A 4,693-nucleotide genomic window follows, 5' to 3' on the forward strand; every position below is an offset into this window, starting at 1 on the left:
CTGAGAAGCCACATGTGTTTCGAAAAGCCATGAACAAAGTGGCTTCTCGGTGAACATGTGGCTTCTCAGCGTAAGACCCGCGGCGGGCTTTACATGTCGGGCCAGTCGCGGTGCAGCGAATACTCCGTATCCCCGTCACCGTTATCATTGAGGTGCCAACGCTGGCCGGTACGAATGTCAGCCTTGCGTAGGCGAGGGTTCGGGTTATCCTTCTTACCCATCGTCGGATCGTTCTTGCAGCCCCAACGAGTGTCGTCTTCATCGCAGGTGCCGCCGACACGGCCCACATCAACCCACCACACACGGATCAGCAACGGGTCAACAGTATCCTTCGTCAACACGACATCCAGAGCATGCCAGTCACCGCCGTTCACACGGAAACGACCAGAGTAAGACACCGTCGCGTAGGCGTGGAAGTTGCCCGATCGCTTATACGTATAACTGGTGGCGGTCTTGCGTGACTCTTCGCCACGTGCCCTGCTAACCGGCTTACCCATGGTGTAGAAGCTGCCCTCGTCACCGTTGCCGTACTGGATGGTCATCTGGGTGGGGTAGGATTCCATCTCTACGTGGCCAATCATGAGGTCGCCTTCCCAACGTGCGGTGGGTGCGTCGACGTAGAAGTTGACGGCCTGGTTCTTATAGACGTTGGGGTTGTCGTTACCCTGACCAGAGCCAAGGTTATAGGACTGCTTCAAAACAGGGGCCTGGATATCGGTTTTAGCGAATTGGTCCTCGATTTCTTGGAGCATTTCTTCGATAGTGGGACCTTTGGGCTGTGCAGGGTCATTGGAGGTGAAGGTTTTAGCGTCATTAGGTTTACAGAACTTTGACAATTCGACCCCACCGCCTCTTTTAGTCGTCTTCACAGCCATTCCATCTTCTAGCTTATATTCCGAGTATTCTTGTTTTCCTGGGCGGTAATCTTCCGTGTAGCATGTATTATTTCCGTCAAGTGGCGCATAGTAATCAACACCACCACTGTCTTTGTTGACCCTGTGAGTTTGACGTATTTCATCAATCCAGTCTTGGTATGAGCCTGCAGCTACTTCTGCATGCTGATCAGTATTTGACTCTGCTTTGTTTTGACCTTTTTGATCACCTGTACCAGAGTTGCCTCGACGAGATGAAGCTTTTCCAGGCACCTTTACACAATGGCCATTTGAATTTTGAGTTGTGCATTCTGAACTTGTTGCAGTCGAAACATTTAGTAGTAGAAAAGATGTCGCAAAAACGATACACATGAAATTTCGTGGATAAAATTTTATATTCATCATGAAGCTTACAGTTCCTCTTCTGATTTACTGCCGGCAATCTTCCAATAACCATCAGAGTAGGTGAAAAGGAAGTAGAAAGTATCGTCACTGGTATCAGTGTTAGCTTCCATATTCAATGTACCGTCGGGTTCTATGTACATAACAGTGCTCCAGAAACGACGATGCTTCATGCGGTACATTTTCTTTGCTTCGTCGTAGATAAGCGGGCCTTCTGGCTGGTAGCTATCCAGCCCGTCAACAGCCCATCCTCCGCGCTGGTAAAGACCCTGAATATACAGGTAGAACTCATATTCTTCTGCATCTTCCGTTACATATTTGAATGCGTAGGAGCAGTCACCGGTCTGGATTGCGTAGTTGTGCGCCACAACCCAGTCCTTCATCATGCGGTAGAGGCCTTGTTCAGTCTCGGGGTACTGTGCGGGTTCCTTGCGGGGTTCCTGGACGTTCTGCGCAGGACCGTACGTATCCGCTTTGCGGTATTCGCCGTCGGGTGCTTTGGATTTGCCTGAATATCCACGAGTCATAACAGGCTTCGGGGTAGTTGAAGCTGAAGCGGACGCAGACTCAGATGCCGCCGCAGACGCAGAAGCGGTCTCACTCGGCGCCGCGGAGGCGGTGGCTGCCGCCTCGTTATTAGCCTGCTGGCCACACGCCGCAAGCAGGGCCCCAAGGCCCACAAGCACGCCGCTACCCAACAGGGTACGGCGATTAAAGATGGTCGAATCCATAGAAGATACGCTCCTATCGTCGGTGATGGTGTGTTGTTTAGTTACTAGTCGGGCCATTATTCGTAGGTCAAGCTGACCACCGGAAGAAAAACAGCCCCATAGTGCGCCCAACAATCGCATCAATGCGCTATTGAGTACTACAGTTACCACCCTACCGCATGTTTGCCGTCGTTTGCATTCTTTTGGGTGCTACAGTGACGAAACATCACCATATGAACACCTCAATGCTTTATGTATCAAATAAGTACCTGCACGCAAAGAATTTACATATAGTGGCGGGTGTTCCCCGGCAGAAGAATCCCCGCAGCAGACCAGAGGAGAGGGCCGCGGACCGAAAGAATGAACAGCAAGCTAGGGGAGTAGATAGCGGGGCAGAGTAATAGCCGATAGGTTAAGGGAATATTCGATAGGCTAGTTCCTTCACAACGGGTATAAAACCCACGGCGAAGACACTAACCTATCGAACGCTGCGCCCACCCAAGAGCACCCGCCCAAAACAGACCCTGCCCAAAACACACACCACCTCAGCCTCCGCACCCGAACGCCCATGCCTTCGCATTCCCGCCCTCCGTACCCCAGCCCAGCAGCCCCTCCCGCATATCCCACCCCACTCCCTCCTCATACCCGTAATGTGGCGGGCAACTCATGCGGCTCACGCGGGGTGTTAGACAGTACTACACTTAAAGCGGAAGTCACATCGCCGTCACTGAAGAAAAGAGTTTTTGTGCCCACCACGACCGTACATTTGACCGACCGCATCCCTCGCGTTTCTGCTGATGAGTTGCTGGCGGGTTTCCGCCCCTCTGAGCGTTTTGGTGAAGTGTCTTTTGATAGCTACATTCCTGATCCGAATCAGCCGTCGCAGGCTGAGGCTGTGCAGAAGCTGAAGGATTTTGGCGACAAGATTAATGGTGGCGGCGCTGGTGCCGGTTTCTTTGGTCGCCTGTTTGGTGGCAAGAAGAAGGATTCGACGAAGGCTGGCCTGTACCTTGACGGCGGTTTTGGTGTGGGTAAGACTCACTTGTTGGCGTCGCTGTGGCATTATGTGGATGGCCCGAAGGCGTTCGGTACTTTTGTGGAGTACACGAACCTGGTGGGTGCGTTGACGTTCCGTAAGACGGTTGAGGCGTTGAGCAGCTACAAGCTGGTGTGCATTGACGAGTTTGAGCTGGATGATCCGGGTGATACTGTGCTCATGTCTCGTCTGATGCGTGAGCTGGCGGATGCTGGCGTGAAGCTTGTGGCGACGTCGAACACGCTGCCTGGTGCGCTGGGTGAGGGTCGTTTTGCGGCTGAGGATTTTAAGCGTGAGATTCAGGTGCTTGCTTCGCAGTTTGAGGTGCACCGTGTGGATGGTGAGGATTTCCGTCACCGTGGTCTGCCTGCCGCACCGGAGCCTGTGGCAGACTCCGAGTTTGATGCGAAGGTTGAGGAAGTGTTCGGCGGCCAGACTGTTGGCGAGGATAACTTCGCTGACCTGGTGGAGCATCTGGCGAAGGTGCATCCCTCGCGTTACCGTCAGCTGATCGATGGCCTGGATGGTATTGCGTGGCGTGATGTTCACCCGATTACTGAGCAGTCGGTGGCGCTGCGTTTTGTGGTGTTGGCTGACCGCCTGTATGACAAGGACCTGCCGATTGTTTCTTCGGGTGTGCCTTTTGACAAGGTGTTTACTGAGGAGATGCTGGCTGGTGGTTATCAGAAGAAGTATTTCCGTGCGGTGTCTCGTTTGACTGCGTTGGCTCGTGAGGGCATGCTGGGTGAGGAGGCGGAGCGCTAGTTCCGCTGTTCGCCGGGGCCGAGCTTTGGCCGGCTCGGGTTTTGATGCGCTGTTCTTTCTAGTCCCGTGAGACTCGAAGCTCGCCCGGTTTGCATGGTTAGCTTGGTTAGTCTGGTTTACCTGAACCGCGCCAACCCCTCTCATACGTGAGGACCCTCGCCGGGTCGCTTAGGAAGCACCCGGCGGGGGTCTTTGTGTGAGCGAGAACCTGGTACGTGACGGGAACATGGCGTGTCGCTCGCATGGTTTCTTCCCTTGCCAGGGAGTTATGCGGGGGTAGATGTGGTTGGAGTGTATAATTTTGCGTGTAGCCTCCGCGAGGTTCTCGCGAAGCACCCGTTTCTGCCGCATGGTTGCGGGCTATTTTCGGGTAGCTATTTCCCTTCCTTTTCGGAGGGACTTTCATTGAGGGGCAAACAGGCGGCCCACCCCCACACAGGGGCGAAATTTCCCTTCCTTTTCGGAGGGACTTTCATTGAGGGCCGCCGAAAAATGCGACAGTTCGCGGTAAAAAAGAAGAAATTTCCCTTCCTTTTCGGAGGGACTTTCATTGAGGGCTGTACTTGCCCTGCTCGCCACCGGTTGCTCTGCTAATTTCCCTTCCTTTTCGGAGGGACTTTCATTGAGGGAGGCTTTCCCAGATGCCCCTATAGTTTTCGTAGCTGATTTCCCTTCCTTTTCGGAGGGACTTTCATTGAGGGCATAGACCTTTTCCGGGGGAACGGTCGCGTCATGCATTTCCCTTCCTTTTCGGAGGGACTTTCATTGAGGGCTGTACTTGCCCTGCTCGCCACCGGTTGCTCTGCTAATTTCCCTTCCTTTTCGGAGGGACTTTCATTGAGGGGCCATAGTACCGAACGGCTGAGTCTTCGCGTCCGGTAATTTCCCTTCCTTTTCGGAGGGACTTT

Annotated in this window: 3 protein-coding genes and 1 CRISPR repeat array; of the genes, 1 reads left to right on the plus strand and 2 read right to left on the minus strand. The window is 53.5% G+C overall.

Annotated elements, in window-relative coordinates; translation table 11 throughout:
• Positions 1-89: 89 nt before the first annotated feature.
• Both HMPREF2682_RS00835 and HMPREF2682_RS00840 read right to left on the minus strand, forming a co-directional pair.
• Positions 90-752 (minus strand): hypothetical protein, encoded by a 663-nt coding sequence (locus HMPREF2682_RS00835; protein ID WP_070830585.1) that lies wholly within the window; start codon positions 750-752, stop codon positions 90-92.
• A gap of 530 nt (positions 753-1,282) precedes the next feature.
• Entirely contained in the window at positions 1,283-2,005 is a 723-nt protein-coding gene (locus tag HMPREF2682_RS00840) for a DUF6318 family protein (RefSeq protein ID WP_070830587.1), read from the minus strand.
• Between the two features lie 724 nt (positions 2,006-2,729).
• On the opposite strand from HMPREF2682_RS00840, the gene zapE reads away from it, so the two are divergent.
• Positions 2,730-3,785, plus strand: coding sequence for a cell division protein ZapE (gene zapE, locus HMPREF2682_RS00845; RefSeq protein ID WP_070830589.1), 1,056 nt, complete (start codon positions 2,730-2,732; stop codon positions 3,783-3,785).
• A 376-nt stretch (positions 3,786-4,161) separates the two neighbouring features.
• Positions 4,162-4,692: a CRISPR direct-repeat array (repeat unit 26 nt; unit sequence ATTTCCCTTCCTTTTCGGAGGGACTT).
• The last annotated feature ends 1 nt before the right edge of the window (position 4,693 follow it).

The sequence above is a fragment of the Rothia sp. HMSC061D12 genome, from assembly GCF_001836735.1.
Classification (GTDB): Bacteria; Actinomycetota; Actinomycetes; order Actinomycetales; family Micrococcaceae; genus Rothia.